This window comes from Synechococcus sp. R65.1, assembly GCF_047461755.1.
Classification (GTDB): Bacteria; Cyanobacteriota; Cyanobacteriia; order Thermostichales; family Thermostichaceae; genus Thermostichus.
Genome location: NZ_JANSHU010000002.1, coordinates 14,668 through 32,059, shown reverse-complemented (window position 1 = coordinate 32,059; position 17,392 = coordinate 14,668). Strand labels below are relative to the sequence as shown.

Genomic DNA, 17,392 nt, shown 5'->3' with positions numbered 1-17,392 from the left:
CTTGACGAAGAAATGGCCCGGGATCCCAACGTGTTTGTTTTGGGAGAAGATGTAGGCCACTACGGCGGCTCCTACAAAGTGACCAAAGACCTCTACCGCAAGTACGGGGAGATGCGCCTCCTGGACACCCCCATTTGCGAAAACAGCTTCACCGGCCTTGCCATTGGGGCAGCGATAACCGGCTTGCGCCCCGTGGTGGAAGGGATGAACATGGGTTTTCTGCTGCTGGCTTTTAACCAGATTGCCAACAATGCCGGCATGCTGCGCTACATGTCCGGCGGCAACTTCAAGGTCCCGATTGTCATCCGCGGACCTGGCGGCGTGGGCCGGCAGTTGGGGGCCGAGCACTCGCAGCGGCTGGAGGCCTACTTTCAAGCGGTGCCGGGGCTGAAGATCGTTGCCTGTTCCACTCCCTACAACGCCAAAGGTCTGCTCAAGTCGGCCATCCGCGACGACAACCCCGTCCTCTTCTTCGAACATGTTCTTCTCTACAACGTGAAGGGAGAGGTGCCAGAGGAGGAGTACCTTTTGCCCTTGAATAAGGCGGAAGTTGTCCGCTCTGGATCCGACGTTACCCTCCTCACCTACTCCCGTATGCGCTACCACGTGCTCAAGGCTGTGGATACCCTGGTAGCGCAGGAGATTGATCCTGAGGTGATTGATTTGATCTCCCTCAAGCCGCTGGATATGGAGACCATTGCAGCTTCGGTGCGCAAAACGCACCGAGTGGTCATTGTGGAGGAAGATGTAAAAACTGGCGGCATTGGGGCAGAGCTGACTGCGCGTATCATGGAAGAACTCTTCGACGAGCTGGATGCGCCAGTGGTGCGCCTGGCTTCCCAAGACATTCCCACTCCTTACAACGGCACCTTGGAAGCAGCCACCATCGTGCAGCCAGAAGATATTGTGGCAGCTGTGGAGCGGCTCCTCTACGCTTAAAACGCTTGCTAAATAGCGCCAAAAATTTCTCAAGTCCTCTGGGTGGCCTTGCTAAGATTTCCGTGGCAGGGATCCCGGGATATGCAGGGCGTACTGCTGATCCTCTACATGCTGTTTGTCAGTGGCCTGATTGCCGTGGTTGGGGATCGGGTGGGGTATCGCATTGGCAAAAAGCGCCTAACCTGGTTTAACCTCCGCCCTCGCCACACAGCCATTTTGGTAGCCGTGATTACGGGGGTGAGCATCTCAGCCCTGACCCTGGGCACGCTGCTGCTTCTAAACCGCTCGCTGTCAGAAGCCCTTTTTAGCTACACCAACCAAATTGCTCGGGCTAGGCAAGAGCTGCAGGCCCTCAATCGCCAAAAAGCTTGGCTGGAGACCGAGAATGCTGCCCTCAGGGCCGAGCGGGATCGCCTGCGGCTAGATCTGGATCGATTTCGCAGCCAGCAGTCGGCAGCCCAAACCCGCCTGAGTGAAGTTCAGGATCAACTGGCCGCAGCCCTGCAGGCCCGGCAGGAGGCCGAAGCCAAGCTGGCAGCAACCCAAGAGCAGCTGGCCCAGGTGCAGCCTAAGCTGGAGCAGGCCCAAGTAGAGCTGGCGGCGGTCAAGAGGGAGGTGGAATCGGCGCAGCAAACCATCGCCACCCTAAAGTCCCAAAAGCAGACCTTGCAGTTGGATCGGGATCAACTGGAGCGCTCCCTGGAGGCGGCGCAGGCAGCCCTAAACCAACTGGAGACCCAGAAAAACCAGCTCGAGGGGGAAATTGCCCAGCTCAGCCAGTTGGCAGTGCGGCTGCGGCGGGGCGAGCTTGCCATCTTGGCAGGCGAAGTCTTAGCTACAGGGGTAGTTCAGACCCCTGCCGGGGCAAAGCCAGAGACAGTCCGGCAGCAGTTTGAGCAACTGTTGGCGCAGGCAGAACAGCGGGCGCTGGCGCTGGGATCCCAGCCTATACCTCCTCTAGAAAACGCCATTCTCATCCGCCGCGAGGATGCGGATCGAGCTTTGAAAAAGCTACAAGAAGCCGGCAGCTGGGCGGTGCGCATCCTCTCTCTCACCAACCGGCTCAAGGGTGAGCCTGTGCCTGTGGTGGTTCAGATTTACCCCAACCAGCGCCTCTTCGCCAAGGGGTCGGTGCTGGCCCAAGGAGTGATCCAGCCGGGCCTCAGCGAAAGTGAAATCCAGCAGCGGCTGCTGGAGCTGCTAAACGAGGCCAACCAGCGCTCCCAAGAAAAAGGTCTCCTTGCAGATCCCATCACTGGCACTGTCGGAGAGTTCTCCCAGGTCAAGTTTTTGGAAGTGGTGCAGCAGCTGCGCCAAAGCACCACCCCTCTGGATGTGAAGCTGGTGGCTGATGCCGACATCTACACGGCAGGGCCGCTGCGGGTGAGTTTTCTCATGGCGCAAGCCTCCAGCCAATACGGCTCTGCTCCCGCTCAGCTAAGAGGGCGCAGGGAGGGGTGAGGGTCAAGGAGATGGAGCGGGTATTAGTGGGTTTTGATCCAGGGCGGGACAAGTGCGGCCTTGCGGTTGTGCAAACCCAGCCAGCCTGGCAAGTTTTGCACCGGGAGGTGGTTCCTGCCCAAGAGGCCCTGCCCAGGTTGGGGGCTCTCTGGCAGCAGTTTGGAGCAGAGCGGCTCATCCTGGGGGATCAAACGACGGCGCGGCAGTGGAAGTCTCAACTGGAGCTGCTTCTTCCGCCGCACCAGATTGTCCTGGTGGACGAACGCCACAGCTCGGAAGAAGCCCGGCGGCGCTACTGGGAGGTTTACCGGCCGCGGTGGTGGCAGCGCCTACTGCCCAAAGGGCTGCGGCTGCCGGAGAGGGCCTACGATGATCTGGTGGCCTTGATTCTGGTGGAGCGGTACTGGCGTGGGCAAGAGACAGCTAAGCCGACGTGAATTCCTCCTCCTAGCCGGGCTAGCGGTGGCCGGCTGTGGCGGGCCCAGGGCCCATTTGCCCCTCATCCTCGCCCTCAAGCCGGGGATCCCTCAGAGCTTAGTCAGCGAGTTTCGCCGTCGCACTCGGGCCCGCTTTCGGTTGCAGCTGGTGGATGAGCGAAGCCAGTTGTTGGCTTACCTGCGCCAAAGCCTTCAGCCACCCCAGCCCTCCTGGGGGCCTTTTAGCCAACGACTGCCGGTGCCAGCTCTCAGCCTGCTGGGGGCCGACGCTTTGGATTGGGCTCTGGCTGCCGGCTGGCTGGATCCCTTGCCGCGCAGTCTCTTGGGAGAACGCTGGCAGCAGTTGCATCCCCGTTGGCAAGCAGCAGCCCTGCGGGAGGGGCAGATCTGGGGTGTGCCCTGGCGCTGGGGGGTGACGGCCATTGCCTACCGCCGGGACCGGGTCAGCAAACCCCTCCAGGACTGGGCCGACCTGTGGCGGCCTGAGTTGGCTGGCAAGATCACGCTGCCGGATCACCCACGCGAAGTGATTGGGCTGACCCTAAAAAAGATGGGCCGCTCCTACAACGATCCCCTCGATCCGGAAGAAACCGAGTTGCGACGGGAGCTGGGATCCCTGCACCGTCAAGTTTTGGCCTATACCTCCGCTGACTACTTGCCCATGTTGCGCCTGGCCGATAGCTGGGTAGCTGTGGGCTGGTCGCAAGATCTCTACGCCACTCAGGCCAACTACCCCGAGTTGGAGGTGGTGATCCCGGCCTCGGGATCTGCTGTCTGGTGGGATGTCTGGGTGCGGCCTCGGGCTGCCCAGCCTCTCCCTGAAGAGCTGCAGGCGGAGCTGCCATCCCTGCTGGTCAACTGGATTGACTTTGTCTTAAATCCCGAGTTTGCCCCTCGCCTCGTCAATTTAAGCGGGATCCCTTCAGTGTTACCGCTGGACTTGAACCAACTTTCCCTGCGGCTGCGCCGCCGGCCCGACTTCCACCCCTCCACCTGGGAACGGGCCGAGATCTGGCGGCCCTTGAGCCTGGCCGAAGCCGAGTCCTACCTCCGCCTCTGGGATCAGATGCGGCGCGGCCTCCTGTAGCTTGACCGCTTTTACTTGACCTTTTTGCCCTTTCTACCCGACTTGGGCTTGTCCTGGGCGGCTGATTTGGCTTCTCGATCTAAGCTCTCCCCAGAGGCAGAGGCTGGTTCCGACTCTGGAGCGGCAACTGTGGCGGTTTCTGTGGCTACTCCTGAAGGGGGTTCTGCCACAGCCTCAGCTGGGGCTGTAGAAGCCTCAAGGCTTGCTGCTGCCAGTACCGACCCAGCCTTTTCTTCGAAGTCTTCGCCTTTAGCCCCGACGGGAAGGGGGGGTGCCTCGGTGGGATTGCCCTCGCTATCGACCCAGTTGACCGTGGTTTGAGACTTCAACCAGGCCATCACCTTACGAGTAAGCAAATTTTCGTAAATGACCTGGCGTGTCCGCTCCCGATCCAGCTTTTGGCCCTGCTGAGCGTAGGCCTTCATCACCGCTTCCATTTCCACTTCCAATTCAGTGGGGCCGACGGCAATTTGCTCCTGCCGGACGATGGCGCTGAGAGCAAAGGCGCGGCGCAGCCGGTCGATGGCCTCAGCTCGGTGGCGCTCCCTCAATTGGTTGAGAGTCTCAGGTGGCAGTTGACCCAGGAGCTTGCGGATTTCTCCCGGGGCAACCCTTGCTTGCTGCTGCAGCGACTGCAGGTCTTGAGCTAGCAGCTGCGTTATCTCTTGCTCAACAAGGCTCTCAGGCAGATCCACCTCGGTGGTTGCCAAAATGGCGTTGAGGATGGCCGTTTCAAGGTTTTCTTCGGATTGTCTTAGGGCATCTTGCTCAAGGCGCTTTTGCAGGTGTTCCCGCAGCTCCGCCACCGTCTGGAAGTTGCTGACTTCCTGGACAAAGGCATCGTCCAGCTCCGGCAGCTCTTTGGTTTTGATCTCCTTGAGGCAGACGGTAAAGGTAACCGTTTTCCCAGCCAGCTCTTTTCTAAAGTAATCCTCGGGCAGGGTGGCAGTGATCTCCTTAGTCTCGTCGAGCTGCATGCCCACAACGCCTGCTACAAAGCCGGGAATGAAGTTTTCCTCTTTCAGCTCCAGTTGCAAGTCTTGAGCGGCGAGCTCCTCAAGGAGACTGCCCTCGGCGTCGCGGGCTTGGAAATCCAGCACCACCACGTCCCCCAACTGGGCAGGCCGATCCTCCACAGGCAAGAGGGTAGCCCGCTGATCTCGCAGCTTTTCGATGAGGCGGTCGACTTCCTCAGGCTTGACGTCAACCCGGGTTGCCGTAACCGTCAGCCCTTTGTACTGACCAACGCGAGCCTCAGGGTACACTTCCACATACCCTGAGAAGCTGAACTCGGCTTCTGGGTTAAAGCGCTCCAGAAGCTGCTTCACCTCTTCATCCAGCTCAAACTGGCCGATGGGGGTGACTTGAGCCTCCTGGAGAACCTCCTGGATAGCCTCCTGGATTAGGTCGTCGATAGCACTGGCAATAACCCTCTCGCGGCCCACCTGGCGCACTACCAGGTTGCGAGGGGCCTTGCCCTTGCGAAACCCCGGGATCTGGATGTTCCGCTCCAGTTGGCGCAGGGTTTTTTCGTAGGAGCGCTTAACCCGGTCAGCTTCCACCACGATCTTGAAGCCAAGCCGGCTACCAGGGCGCTTTTCTTGAGTAACCTGCATAGGTGCTAGTGCAAAGGCAAATAGAGGCTCAATTGTACCGCAAAGACCAATGGAAAACCTAGGCAGGGGATCCCTCGGTGGTCACTTCCTTAACCTCTTGGAGGTCTTCCTGAGGCTCAGCTCGTTTGCTGGGGGGCAGTTGCTTAACTTTTGCCTCCAGCTCCACCACCATTTCCTTCAGCTCGCTGATGGCCACTTCCTTCTCTTGCAGTTGCCGATTTTTCTCGCGGGCTTCGAGGCTAAATTGCAGCCGCATCCAGAGGCCATAGATCCAGGCCAAGGCAGCGCCAATCCCAGCAGAAGCCAAAAGCTCAATCACTAGCGGGCTCTCGATGCTGACGCCAGGGGCAAAGGTAATCGTTACCGGATTGGCGTTTTGCATGGCAAAGAGGGCCACACCCAGGAGGGCCGAGAAAAAGATTAGGTAGTTAAACAGACGCATGCCGTTTTCCTCAAATCAAAGGTATCCACGACGACTTGCCAGCACCAGAGTCAATGGGGCGGCGGACCTAAAAGAACCAGCCGTAGCTGTGTAAGCCTTTGCCCAAAAAGTTCACTCCCAGGTAACAAACCCAAACCACCCCAAAACCCAAGCTGGCTAGAAGCGCAGGACGCCTGCCCTGCCAGCCCTTGGTGATGCGGGCGTGTAGATAGGCAGCAAAAACCAACCAGGTAATCAAGGCCCAGGTTTCCTTGGGATCCCAGCTCCAGTAGGTACCCCAGGCCTCGTTGGCCCAGACGGCCCCGGCAATAATGCCAATGGTAAGTAGCGGAAAGCCCAGCCCGATGAAGCGGTAGCTGGTGTTGTCCAAGATCTCGGCCAGGCTCAGTTGTTGCCGAGGGATCCCTTCTGGAGTCGGCTGGGGAGGAAGTTCAGTCCTGGCACGGGCTATCAGCTCCGGCTGGACTGCAGCTTGGGACGGGCGAAATTGCAGGCCAAGGGAGTTGCCCTTGAGCTGTACCTCCTGGCCACGGGTGAGGATGAGAAAGGCCATGGCCAACAGGGAGCCCACCAAGAGGGCTGCGTAGGCCAACAGCATGACGCTGACATGCATCATCAGCCAGTTGGACTGCAGAGCTGGCACCAGCGGCTGGGCTGCCTGCATATCCTCCGGCAAGGCCAAGGCGGCAAAGGCAACAATGCCTGTCGCTAATGGGGCAGTCATCACTCCCACCCAACGGCGGCGAGTCCACTGGAGAGCCACTAGGTGCAAGGCGGTGATCCCCCAGGCCAAGAAAAACAAAGACTCGTACAAATTGCTCAAAGGGAAGTAGCCGGCATCGATCCAGCGGGCCGTCAACAGAGCAGCTATTGTCAAGTTGGCCCCCACCATCCCCGCCAAACCCAGTTCGGCCAAAAGGGGCACTTGGGGAAAAGCTGCCCCACCCCAGTAAAAGAGCATGGCCCCCAGACAAATGGCAAAGGCCAGGGTGTTGAGGAGAGCTTGCCACTGAGTGAGATCCAAGCCCGCGAGCGCTATCGTCGCTGCCAAGCAACTCATAGATGACCCCAAAGCTTTTCCGGACAGGACCAAGCCTGCCGATCCCATTCTAGGGCGGGGAAGGGATCCTCCCCAAAGGACACATCCTGGTAATGTGAGGATGGCTTGTCTGCGGCTTGGCAAGTGTTGGAATGGGAGGCTCATGCAAGAACACGCGGGAAGTGCCAGCTTGAAGGCATGGGGATTGAGATGGTGGATGGTGCTGTTGGCAGCTTTGGTGCTGGTTGGCTGTGGGGGATCTGCGCCCAAGCAACCCCAGGAGCACCAACCACCTCAGCTCGAGCGGGTGCCAACGCCAACAGAAATTGCCAAGCTGGATGCCTACTTGCAGCACTATCGCCCGCAGGTGCAGATCCTCAGCCCACAACCTGGCGAGATCTTGCCAGAGCGCCAGGTCACGGTTCGCTTTGCAGTACGAGGGTACCCGATTTTTAAGGATCCGCAACTGGGTCTTGGTCCCCATTTGCATGTGGTTCTGGACAACCAGCCTTACATTTCTCACTACGACGCTGATGCCCCTCTTGTTTTTGAGGATTTGGAACCGGGATCCCATACGCTGCGGGTGTTTGCCGTCAAGCCCTGGCACGAGAGCTTTAAAAACTCCGAAGCCTACGCCCAAGTCAGCTTCCATGTGCTAGCTCCCACGCCAGAATACGTGCCGCAGCCGCAGTTGCCTCTTCTCACCTACAGCTCTCCCAGCGGCAGCTACGGAGCTGAGCCAATCCTGGTCGATTTTTGGCTTGCCAATGCCCCCGTGCGGGAGAGCTTGCTGGCTGACCTACCCCGTGACTGGCGCATCCGCTACACTCTCAACGGTCAGTCTGGCCTGCTGGATCGCTGGGAGTCTTTTTACCTGAAGGGCTGGAAGCCTGGCCGCAACGTGATGGTAGTGGAGCTGGTTGACAGCAAAGGGGATCCCATCCGCAATGTGTTGAACAGCGCCGCCCGCGAGATCACCTACACCCCCGGGGGCCAAGATACCCTCTCCAAGCTGATCCGAGGAGAGCTGAAAGCGGAAGAGGCCCTGGCTATGGTACAGCCCCAGCCCACCCCGACTCCGACGCCTACCCCTACTCCGACACCCACGCCCGCCCCGACTCCAACACCCACTCCCACTCTAAGTCCAACACCGACTCCCACTTCGACTCTGACGCCCACTCTGACTCCGACACCTACTCCCACTCCCACTCCTACTCCGACACCCACCCCTACCCCTACGCTGACCCCAACTCCACCGCTGGCACCCACACCTACACCAGAGTCGCCACCTACGCCCGCGCCGCGCCGTCGTCCGACGCCAGAAGCAATTCCGGCCGAGCCTACCCCTCCGTCTCCAGCAGAGACCACGGCTAAGCCAACGCCCAGGCCCACACCGACCCCAACACCCACGCCCAGATCTCAGCCAGAGGCTACCCCTTTGCCGCGGCTGACACCCATTCCGTTGGCGGAGCGGCAGGTGCGGCCCCAGGGACTGCGACTTTTCCCACCTGGGCTGCGCAGCCCTTACTCAGGCAATAAGCTGCGGCGGGAGCTCAGCTCTGAGGGCTGACCCCATATCTAGTGCCTGAATCCTCGGTATACTCTAAACTTGGGATAGCGCAGTCATGGCTTTTCCTGGAGCCAGCTTTGGCTGGTTTCAGGTTGAGGCTACTTGAAAGCTCGAGGTAGCTGCTGGCCTTTTTCAGGATTTTGCTGAGCAAGCCCCTAAGGCTAGCTGCTGTCGGAAGCAGGTGCCGGATCGCTGCAATCAAATGTCCGTGCCCATACAGATATCCTCAAGCATTTTTCTGGACTTTTTGTCTTAGCCCGAAGGAATCTGGCCCTCAGGAAGTATCCGATATAAGCTATTTTTTCCCATTTATTTCTATGAGCTTTTCTCTTGGCTAGAGAAGTTGGTTTATCTTTCGCAACATCTACTGGTAGAGTTGCGCGTCCAAAAGATTAGTTCGAAAACACTTTATGTAGAGCCAGGCGAGACAGGCTCAGTAAGTTTTCTGGACTAGGCGTTTACCAGAAGTTCAAATTTTGGAGTGCCAAAACCTTTACAGAAAGTCTGCCCTTCTGGTATGAAGGAGATGCTGCTTGCAGAGCGGTCAACTTCTCCTGCTAGGGGAAAGGCCTAAAGCAACAGGAGAGGCGAAAGCCCGGACAGGGCGTAGTTTAGGGTGTGGGGTTGGATATGTCGGAAAGTCTTGACCTGCAAGATGCAGTAGGCCGTTTCTTGAAAATCATTGGTCGCTACTCGTTGCTCAGCCCTGAAGAGGAGCTTCGCCTGGCCTACCAGGTACAGCGAATGATGGCCCTCCTGGAACAGCGGCGGCAGGATGAGTCGCTCGAGGACTGGAGCCGACGGGTGGGGATCCCCGTGGAAGAGCTGCAGCGGATCCTACAGGAGGGGGAAGCGGCCAAAAGGCGCATGGTGGAGTGCAACCTACGCCTAGTGGTATCGATTGCTAAGCGCTACCGCAACCGCGGCTTGCCGTTTTTGGATCTCATCCAAGAGGGCACCATTGGCCTCACCCGCGCCGTGGAAAAGTTTGATCCCACGCGAGGGTACAAGTTCTCCACCTACGCTACCTGGTGGATCCGGCAGAGCGTAAACCGCGGCATCCAAAACAAAGGGCGCCTCATTCGTCTGCCTGCCCACATGTACGAGAAGGTCTCCCAGGTGAAGCGGCGCTACCGCGAGCTATCCGCTCAGAAGGGATCCCGACCTGCAGCCGAAGAAGTTTTCGATTCGCTGGATATTGGCGACAACTACCGCGAGCTGATCACCCGCCACATGGCCGAGATCTGTTCCCTCAACGTGAGTGTGGGCGATGAGGACGGCACGGAGCTGCAGCACTTTATCCCCGACGAAGACAACGATCCGGTCGAGCATCTCACTCGGATTGCCCGTTGGGAGGAAGTCCGCGCCCTTGTGAGGCAACTGAGCGAACGCGAGCAGCAGGTCATCGTAGCCCGCTACGGCCTAGATGGAGCCAAGAGGATGACGCTGCGCGAGATTGGGGAGCACATTGGCCTGTCGCGGGAGCGGGTGCGGCAAATTGAGCGGCGGGCCCTGCGGAAATTGCGGCGGCTGCAGCAGGAATACTCCACCCCCAAGACTGGCAAACGGCTCAATCCCTCCAACTAGGCCGGGGCCTGCCTCCGGTAAAAGGGCTTTTTCACCACCTCGGCAAGCCGGCGCTGGCCCCGAATCTCAATCTCCAGCCGGGATCCCACCTCGGCCCAAGTCGAATCCACGTACCCCAGGCCAATGCCATAGCCCAAGGTGGGAGAGTGGGTGCCGCTGGTTACCCGGCCAATCGGCTGAGAGGAGTTGGGAGCATAGATGGCATAGCCGCTGCGGGGAATGGCTCGATCCAGCATGCGAAATCCCACCAGACGACGAGGGATCCCCTCGGCCCGCTGGTTTTCTAGCGCCGCCTTGCCTAGGTACTCTGCCGGGTTGTTGACCAACCAGCCCAGGTCGGCTTCCAGGGGAGTGGTGCTCTCATCTATGTCTTGCCCGTAGAGGCAAAAGCCAGCCTCCAACCGCAGCGTATCGCGGCAGCCCAGGCCACAGGGCTGGACTCCTGCCTGCACCAGTTGCTCCCAGAGCCAGCGGCCGTCTGAGGGACTGAGCAGGAGCTCAAAGCCATCTTCGCCGGTGTAGCCGGTGCGGGCCACAAAGACACTTGCCTCTGCGGAGCTCTCCCTTTGAGGAGCTTTAGGGATAAACTGCCCATGTTGAAATCGGCGTAAAGCTTTCAAGGATCCCTCTAGAAAAGGCTGCAAAACCTCTTCCGCTGCCGGCCCCTGGACGGCCAGCAACACGTGGGACGCCGTGCGATCTTGAAGTTCTAGGCCAGGGATCCCTTGCTGCTGCAGCCACTCCCTGTCTTTCTGGCAGGTGGCCGCGTTGACGATCAGGCTCCAGTGCTCCAGCTCTCCTTCCGGTGGATGCCGGTAGAAGATGACGTCGTCCACAATGCCCCCCAGGGGGTTGAGCAAAACCGTGTAGCGAGCAGAGCCCACCCGCACAGTGCTGAGATCGCTGGGCACGAGACGGCTGAGGTGGGATCCCAGCTCCGGTCCCCAAAGGGTGAACTTGCCCATGTGAGAGATGTCGAATATCCCCGCCTGCTCCCGCACCGCCCGATGCTCAGCCACCACACCCTGGTAGTACAGCGGCATTTCCCATCCGGCAAAGGAGACAAAACGCGCCCCCAAGGCTTGGTGCAAGGGGAACAGGGGGGTGCACTGCAGCGGCGTTTGGCTCATGAAGGGAGCTTTAGACCCAACCTCGTACCTTTCTTGGAGCTTGCTTCAGGGGTCTAGTTGGCAGATCCGTCCACCGTCAACTGGCCCAAGACGTTGATGTCGAAGGTGAAGTTGATCGTCACCGAGTTGCCCTCATAGGCCTCAGGCAGGGGCAAAAAGGGTGCTGCCCGCTGAATTGCCGTCAGCGCCGCGTCGTCGGTTTGTTGGCTGCCGGAAGTGCGGGCCAGGCGAATGCTCTGCAGCTCGCCACCTCGACCCACCGTGAAGATCACCACGGTGCGGCGGGAAGTGCCGGTCTGGCCTGGGATCCAATTCTGTTCCACCTTGCGCTGCAAAGCTGCTAGCCAGGGGCCCCAATCCACATTGGCCCGCGCCGCCACACTGGGAGGGTTGGGAGCCGACTGGGTAGGGTTGGCCAAGCCGCTGGCTCCTCTGCCCTGGATCCCGCCTCCATCGCTGGGCGCAGAAGCGCTGATGGGCGGTCCCAACTGAGAAGCCTCGGAGGACCGCTCAGCAGGGGAAACCTCTGTCGGCGGCTGGGGAGCAGGCGCAAGGGGTTGCAATTGGCTGAGATCCGAGGCCCGCTCTCTGGGCTGCGCGGGCGGAGCAGGAGGAGCGGCCGCCACAGGTGGCGGAGTCTGAGTGGGAGTGGGTTTGGGGGCTGCGGTAGGTGGAGGCGGCGCTGCCGTTGGCGTTGCCCTGGACCGAGGAGGAGCTGGAACTGGAGTTTGTGGAGGAGGTGGGGTAGGTCTAGGAGTGGCTAGGGCAACTTCTGCTGGGGCAGGCGGCGGTACAGGGGCAGGCGGCTGCGGCCGTGGCGGCTGGGGCTGAGGCGGAGGCGGCGGAGCGGCTTGCTGACGGGTAGCAGCGCGGGATTGGGGTGGACTGCCTTGCGAAGGAGAGGCTTCTACCCGCTTGCCCCCATCGCGGGAATCCACTTCTGAAACCAGCTCTGCTTCTTCCGGCGGCTCGAGATCTTCTGGCTCCAGCAAGATAAACTCAATGGCTTTTTGTTCTTGCTGGCGAAACGGCCAAAACCGACTCCAGGAGAGCAAGCCCAACAGCGCCAACCCATGCAGCAGCAGGGACAGCGCCACCATCCAAAAAAAATGGCGCGCTTCCTCCTCGCGGCGGCGCTGCTCAGTCCAGGTGCTGGTCATGGCCAAGATTGCCTCTTTGCGCTCCCCAGTCTCTCACCACACTGAGTTGGCTCTCCAGCTCAAATGTTATAACATCGCCCTGGCTGGGCTTCTTGCGCAAAGGCGTACAGTCGGCTGGGGAAGGGATCCCACCCTTCAGCACAAAATCGCCTACCTTATAAAGAGCAGGGATCCCGACTTGAGCAGGCTGCTTGCCAGGAGAGCCCATGGAACCCATCCGCTTTCATCTTGCCTTTCCGGTTGCCGACATTGCCTTGACCAAGACCTACTACGGCGAGGGCTTGGGTTGCCAGATTGGTCGGGAAACGCCTGTTTCCGTCATCTTGAACCTCTATGGCCATCAACTGGTGGCCCACCTCACCCAGGAAGAGCTGAGGCCCCAGCGGGGCATCTACCCTCGCCACTTCGGCCTGATCTTTCCCACCCAAGCAGAGTGGCAGAGCCTGGCCGACCGGGCCCAGGTGCGGGGATTGCCTTTTTATCAGGAGCCACGCTGGCGCTTCGTCGGCACCCCCCTGGAGCACGGCACGTTCTTTCTGCAGGATCCCTTCTACAACCTGCTGGAGTTTAAGTACTACCGCTACCCTTCCGCCATTTTTGGGGAGCGGGAATGGGCCGTGGTCGGGGATATTGCAGGCCAACAGCTTCCGAACCCCTCTCCCAGCAGCGCGTAGCAAAGGGGAGAAGTGCCTTGGCCATTCAACCCCCTCGTTCTGGCCCTGTGCGCGGCCCCATCTGGCAGATGGACTTCAACGCCGTTCCGCTGCGGGATGCCCAGGATCGGCGAGTTTGGGAGCTCTTGGTGTGCGATCCCGGCGGCCAGTTTCGCCAGGCCAAGTACTGCAGCAACCAAGAGGTCAATAGCACCTGGGTGGCCCAACAGTTGCGCAGCTATCTGGAAGCGGCTCCCCAGCCCCCCTCGGCCATCCGGGTGTTCCGAGCCCGCATGAGCTCCATTCTGCAACGGGCCTGCAACGCCGTCGGGATCCCCATGCTCCCCAGCCGTCGCGTCTATGCCCTTAAGGCCTGGATGCGGGAACGGGCAGAGCAGGTTTACCCCCAGGAAACTCAGTTCACCTACAGCCCTGAACCCCCCGTGGAGCCGGATTCGCCGGATCCCATTCCCCTGCCGGACAAGTTGCAGGGAGAGCGCTGGGCGTTCGTGACGCTGCGGGCTAGGGATCTGCGGGAAGCCGAGACCTGGCCAATCGAATTTGGCGAGCTGTTTCCAGTAAACTGGGAGGCTTTTGCGCCCGACACGATCATTCCCGGCTTGGTGATCGCCTCGCAGCGGGCTCTTCCTATAGCAGCCTGGATGAGCGGCATGGAGCCTGCCTACTTGACTGTGGCGGAGGGATGGCTGCTGTTCGAGGCTGGCCTCAACGATTGCTATCTCTTTGCACAACTCAAAGACGAAAAGCTGCGAGCAGAGGCCGAGGGCTTTGCCCAACGCCAACGCCAAGCGCAAGGGATCCATTTCCTCGCCATCCAAAGCGATTTCAGGGCTCAGTCGTTCGCTGGCTTTTGGCTGATGCAACTTTGAGGAGAAGCCTGCGTAATCCTTCAGGGCAAGCATAGTATCGCCAGCTTTGCGAGCGCCTTTGAAAGTCCCGGAAAAGCCTATTTTTTCGTTCACCCGCTCGATTCCTTGCACCACGAGGCCTTCAGGCCTCTTACCCCCCCTTTCCAAGGCTACTTTCTGCTCTTTTCGACCGACCCCCTCACAAATGGGTCTTGTATTCCTTGCCCTGCTTGGCTTTAAGGGGGGTGGAGTCCTGTTCCCCCTTCGGGGGGTTCCCAGAAATTGGAAACATGATCCACGTCGTCTAGGTGGTAGCCCCACCTCGGAATCGAGTTCCCCCTTTGGGGGAGCCCTAGAAACTTGGAAACGCGACAGGAGCGTGCCACTTAATCTCAAACTGGCAAGTTCTCCCGTCCGGGGTGACTCCCAGAAACTGGAAACAAGGCTTGAGCAAAGCGAGGGCCGCGCTTAATGTCCGAGGTCTTCCCTTCGGGGGGATTCCTGGAAATAGGAAACGAAACCCCCCGAGGTAGATCCCCGGGGAGTGTGTAAAAATGTTCCCCCTCAGGGGGAGAAATACCGGCTGCGAAATTCCGAGTAGATCTCGGCATAGGCCTTGACCCAGTTTGGATCTGGCTGGATGAGACGTTCCACCTGCACCAAGCGCTCGGCAGCCTGCTGCACTGAGCAGCACCAATAGGCCGATGCTGCCAGGATGGCCGCTCCTACAGCCGGGTCGGGATGTTTGACCACTGCCAAGGGACGGGCAAGGATACTGGCGCGCAGGCGGAGCCAGAGGGAACTCTTGCAGCCCCCGCCGGTGGTCAAAATTGGGCTCCCTTCTAGTAGGGGGATCCCATGGGCGGCCAAGGTCTCCAGTCCCAGCCGCTCCACCATCGCCACCCCTTCCAAGAGAGCGGCGTAAAAGCGAGGGGATCCTACTTCCGCCTGGGGCAAGAAGCCGGCAAATTCGCTATCTAGGATGGGAAAACGCTCGCCAGGTCGGCAGAGCGGATAGCTGACCAAGCCAGTGGGCAGATGGGCCTCCGCCTGCTGATCCAAGGCAGCCAAGTTGCCGCCAGGGAAGAAGTGGGGCAAAACTCCACCTCCACAAGAGGAAGCTGCCCCCGGCCACCAGCCGTTTCGGTCGGGGTGCAGATGGGAGTAGATGCTAGGGGTTTGTATGGGATCAGCACTGTTGGCCTTGAAGATAAGAGTGGTGCCCAGGCTGGTGGAGACTTGACCCAAGCGAGTAGCTCCTGCAGCCAGTTGTCCGGCGCAGCCATCGGTGATCCCGGCGGCAATTAGCACCTCTGGCCCCAGCTCCCACTCAGCTCGCACCGTTCCCAAAACCGTTCCCGGCGCCACCACCTCAGGGAAACGCTTGGGGTCGAGGCCATGGCGAGATAGCCACTCCCGCGGCCAGGTGTAGGTTTCTAGGTCAAAGCCACTTTTCAAGGCATGGGTGTGATCGGTTACCCGTCGGCGGCCTCCCAGTTGGCTTAGGAGAAAGTCCGCCGGATGGGCCAAGTAGCTGTCCCGGTATCGCTCGGGATGGGCTTCTGCCCACCACAGCCAGCGGCTAAGTCCCCAGCTGGCAGGGATCCCCAACTGCTTGGCCTGAGCCCGGCCCCGCGGGTCGGAATACAGCCAGGCCTGATCCAGCGGCATGCCGCGACCGTCCACCGGCAGCACTGTACCCGAGGTGCTGCAGGCACTAAGGGCAACAATGGTGTAGCGATCCCCCAGTTGCCCCCTTAGGTGTCCCAACAGGGTTCTTAGGGTGCGCAGCCAGCGGCCCGGGTTGGTTTCTGGGGGATCCCAGGAGCGCTCGCTTTTGCCCACCACCTCCCCCGCTTCCGAGAGGGCCACCACCCGCATTCCCGACGTGCCTAGGTCGATCCCGAGAAATACAGGTCCCATAGAGCTCTAGAAATCTCGGCTGCTGCGGGCCAAAGCCTCTTGGATGTCTAGATCGAGGTTCTTCACCGACTCCAGCACCGAACGGGTAATCAGCTTTCCTGCCTGCACCAACACAGCACCAGTGATAGGGTGCAAGATGGGCTGCTCGGCCCGCCGCCCAATGAGCACCTCGATATCCTTGAGAGCATTGGCGTACATTCCCACCGGCAATTCCACCACCACCCCTTCTCCCAGAACCCGCGCCTGGCAGGCAAGCCGGGAATTGGGCTTGCGGCTAGTGATCACCTCCAGGGTGCGCTGCTCCCGGCGGGTCATGGGCGAGAGCGACTCCATCCCTTCTTTCACGTACACATGGCAGGTGGCGCAGAGACCGCGCCCGCCGCACTCTTTCAACACATTCAGCTCTTCCTGCAGCAGCACCGAGAGCAAGTTGTTGTTGGTGGCCACCTCTGACACCTGAGCAATGGGATCCAACCGCACGCGCTTGACCATCGTCCCTTCTCCGCCGTTACACTCCTTAACGCTAGCTTGTCTTGGCAAGGGATCCCAGCCGTTGCTTGCCCTACAGGTGGGAAAGACGAGCTGGACAAGCTAGAGTAGATCCCGCCCTTGGTGTTTGCCAGGGTTTTGGCAGCATGAGCTCTCCGACCATCCAGTGGTATCCTGGCCACATAGCTAAGGCCCTTGGCCAGTTGCGGGAACAACTGCGGCTGGTGGATGTGGCAATTGAAGTGGTGGACGCGCGTATCCCGCTGGCCAGCCGCCATCCCGAGCTGGACAAGTGGCTGGGGCAGAAGCCGCGCCTCTTGGCCCTTAACCGAGCCGACTCGATTGCGGCAAGGGATCTGAAAGCTTGGCAGGAGTATTTCTCGCAGCAAGGGATCCCGGTCTATCCCACCAACGGCCAATCGGGACAAGGGGTCAGTCGCCTCAAGCAGGCTATTTTGCAGCTAGGGCAGTCGGTCAACGAGCGGCGGCAGCGGCGGGGCATGCGGCCGCGGGCTGTCCGGGCGGTGGTGGTGGGTTTTCCCAATGTGGGCAAGTCGGCCCTGCTGAATCGACTTTTGGGACGGCGAGCCGTCGAGAGCGCTGCGCGCCCTGGGGTAACCCGGCAACTGCAGTGGGTACGGCTAGGGGGGGAGTTGGATTTGCTGGACTCGCCGGGCATCCTCCCGCCTTCGCTGCCGGATCAGCGGGCAGCCACGCTGCTAGCCATCTGCGATGACATTGGCGCTGCCGCCTACGACCCCGAGCGCGTAGCGGCCTACTTTGTGGATCAACTGCTGCAGGTGCAGCCCCAGGCCCAAGCTCTTTTGCAACAGCGCTACGGCTGGCTCGATCCAATCCCCCCTGGCAGCGTGGCAGTCCAGGAGCTGGCCCAACGGCGCTACCAAGGCGATACCGAGCGAGCGGCAAGGCAAATCCTCAACGACTACCGCAAGGGGTGGCTAGGGCCTCTAGCTTTGCAACTTCCTCCCA

At 60.2% G+C, this 17,392-nt stretch carries 17 protein-coding genes; 9 read left to right on the top strand and 8 right to left on the bottom strand.

Translation table 11 applies throughout. The features are described from left to right. The 4 genes from NW814_RS01830 to NW814_RS01815 all read left to right on the top strand — a co-directional run. Positions 1-939, top strand: a 939-nt coding sequence (locus NW814_RS01830; RefSeq protein WP_414404987.1) for a pyruvate dehydrogenase complex E1 component subunit beta, incomplete at its 5' end; no start/stop codon positions are given. A gap of 81 nt (positions 940-1,020) precedes the next feature. Further along, positions 1,021-2,400: a DUF3084 domain-containing protein gene (locus tag NW814_RS01825; RefSeq protein WP_414404986.1), complete on the top strand. Its 1,380-nt coding sequence runs from the start codon at positions 1,021-1,023 to the stop codon at positions 2,398-2,400. A gap of 11 nt (positions 2,401-2,411) precedes the next feature. Then, entirely contained in the window at positions 2,412-2,837 is a 426-nt protein-coding gene (locus NW814_RS01820) for a resolvase (RefSeq protein WP_414404985.1), read from the top strand. Beyond that, a complete protein-coding gene (locus tag NW814_RS01815) occupies positions 2,809-3,924 on the top strand; it encodes an extracellular solute-binding protein (RefSeq protein WP_414404984.1) in 1,116 nt (371 codons plus the stop codon). The genes NW814_RS01820 and NW814_RS01815 overlap by 29 nt, the downstream gene beginning before the upstream one ends. Positions 3,925-3,935: 11 nt before the next feature. Here NW814_RS01815 and tig read toward each other — a convergent pair whose 3' ends face one another. The 3 genes from tig to ccsB all read right to left on the bottom strand — a co-directional run bounded on the left by tig (position 3,936) and on the right by ccsB (position 7,006). Next, complete coding sequence (gene tig, locus NW814_RS01810) at positions 3,936-5,540, bottom strand: trigger factor (RefSeq protein ID WP_414404983.1); 1,605 nt, start codon at positions 5,538-5,540, stop codon at positions 3,936-3,938. Between the two features lie 58 nt (positions 5,541-5,598). Beyond that, on the bottom strand, positions 5,599-5,982 hold the full coding sequence (locus NW814_RS01805; protein WP_414396221.1) for a LapA family protein: 384 nt from the start codon (positions 5,980-5,982) through the stop codon (positions 5,599-5,601). A gap of 67 nt (positions 5,983-6,049) precedes the next feature. Continuing rightward, the gene (ccsB, locus tag NW814_RS01800; RefSeq protein WP_414405062.1) at positions 6,050-7,006 is read right to left on the bottom strand and encodes a c-type cytochrome biogenesis protein CcsB; all 957 of its coding nucleotides are present in this window, start codon (positions 7,004-7,006) and stop codon (positions 6,050-6,052) included. 232 nt (positions 7,007-7,238) lie between these two features. Between ccsB and NW814_RS01795 the strand changes: the two genes are divergently transcribed. Both NW814_RS01795 and NW814_RS01790 read left to right on the top strand, forming a co-directional pair. Further along, positions 7,239-8,591 carry a hypothetical protein gene (locus tag NW814_RS01795; protein WP_414404982.1) on the top strand — a complete coding sequence of 451 codons (1,353 nt, stop codon included), beginning with the start codon at positions 7,239-7,241 and terminating at the stop codon, positions 8,589-8,591. Positions 8,592-9,221: 630 nt separating this feature from the next. Further along, positions 9,222-10,178, top strand: coding sequence for a sigma-70 family RNA polymerase sigma factor (locus NW814_RS01790; RefSeq protein WP_414404981.1), 957 nt, complete (start codon positions 9,222-9,224; stop codon positions 10,176-10,178). Here NW814_RS01790 and gcvT read toward each other — a convergent pair. Genes gcvT through NW814_RS01775 form a run of 3 tightly spaced genes read right to left on the bottom strand, consistent with a single transcriptional unit; the run spans position 10,175 to position 12,676 of the window. Beyond that, the gene (gene gcvT / locus NW814_RS01785; RefSeq protein ID WP_414404980.1) at positions 10,175-11,308 is read right to left on the bottom strand and encodes a glycine cleavage system aminomethyltransferase GcvT; all 1,134 of its coding nucleotides are present in this window, start codon (positions 11,306-11,308) and stop codon (positions 10,175-10,177) included. The genes NW814_RS01790 and gcvT overlap by 4 nt on opposite strands. A gap of 53 nt (positions 11,309-11,361) precedes the next feature. Beyond that, complete coding sequence (locus NW814_RS01780; RefSeq protein ID WP_414404979.1) at positions 11,362-12,468, bottom strand: energy transducer TonB; 1,107 nt, start codon at positions 12,466-12,468, stop codon at positions 11,362-11,364. Then, positions 12,449-12,676: a hypothetical protein gene (locus NW814_RS01775; RefSeq protein WP_414396232.1), complete on the bottom strand. Its 228-nt coding sequence runs from the start codon at positions 12,674-12,676 to the stop codon at positions 12,449-12,451. Before NW814_RS01775 ends, NW814_RS01780 begins: the two co-directional genes overlap by 20 nt. Between NW814_RS01775 and NW814_RS01770 the strand changes: the two genes are divergently transcribed. Next, a complete protein-coding gene (locus tag NW814_RS01770; RefSeq protein WP_414396234.1) occupies positions 12,675-13,142 on the top strand; it encodes a VOC family protein in 468 nt (155 codons plus the stop codon). The two genes, NW814_RS01775 and NW814_RS01770, sit on opposite strands and share 2 nt — an antisense overlap. A 17-nt stretch (positions 13,143-13,159) precedes the next feature. Beyond that, entirely contained in the window at positions 13,160-14,011 is an 852-nt protein-coding gene (locus tag NW814_RS01765; protein WP_414404978.1) for a Tab2/Atab2 family RNA-binding protein, read from the top strand. Positions 14,012-14,554: 543 nt separating this feature from the next. On the opposite strand, the gene NW814_RS01760 is transcribed toward NW814_RS01765, so the two are convergent. Beyond that, entirely contained in the window at positions 14,555-15,913 is a 1,359-nt protein-coding gene (locus tag NW814_RS01760) for an FGGY-family carbohydrate kinase (RefSeq protein WP_414404977.1), read from the bottom strand. A gap of 6 nt (positions 15,914-15,919) precedes the next feature. After that, positions 15,920-16,405, bottom strand: coding sequence for a 2Fe-2S iron-sulfur cluster-binding protein (locus NW814_RS01755; protein ID WP_414404976.1), 486 nt, complete (start codon positions 16,403-16,405; stop codon positions 15,920-15,922). 143 nt (positions 16,406-16,548) lie between these two features. Between NW814_RS01755 and ylqF the strand changes: the two genes are divergently transcribed. Further along, on the top strand, positions 16,549-17,392 hold an 844-nt coding region (gene ylqF / locus NW814_RS01750; protein ID WP_414404975.1), incomplete at its 3' end, for a ribosome biogenesis GTPase YlqF.